This window comes from Psychrobacter sp. W2-37-MNA-CIBAN-0211 (genome assembly GCF_040309405.1).
Classification (GTDB): domain Bacteria; phylum Pseudomonadota; class Gammaproteobacteria; order Pseudomonadales; family Moraxellaceae; genus Psychrobacter; species Psychrobacter glaciei.
In genome coordinates, this window is sequence record NZ_JBEOOU010000188.1 from 1 (window position 1) to 273 (window position 273).

Sequence of the window (273 nt, forward strand, 5' to 3'; positions counted from 1 at the left end):
TCGGTACACGCATCAAGCGGGCGGCACGACTCACAATCGTCGTCAAGTCAGCTATATTGTAAAACTCTAAGCGCTGCACAATCCCAAAACGATCACGCAATGGCGACGTCAGCAGACCTGCTCGGGTGGTTGCCGCAACTAGAGTAAAGGGCGGCAAATCAAGCTTGATAGAACGCGCCGCCGGCCCTTCGCCAATCATAATATCTAGCTGAAAATCTTCCATCGCTGGATACAGTATCTCTTCAATGACCGAACTCAAACGATGGATTTCAT

At 50.2% G+C, this 273-nt stretch carries 1 pseudogene; it reads right to left on the reverse strand.

Going from position 1 to position 273, the window contains the following annotated elements:
* Positions 1–273: pseudogene (locus AAEY72_RS14845) on the reverse strand (Holliday junction branch migration DNA helicase RuvB); the annotation flags it as partial.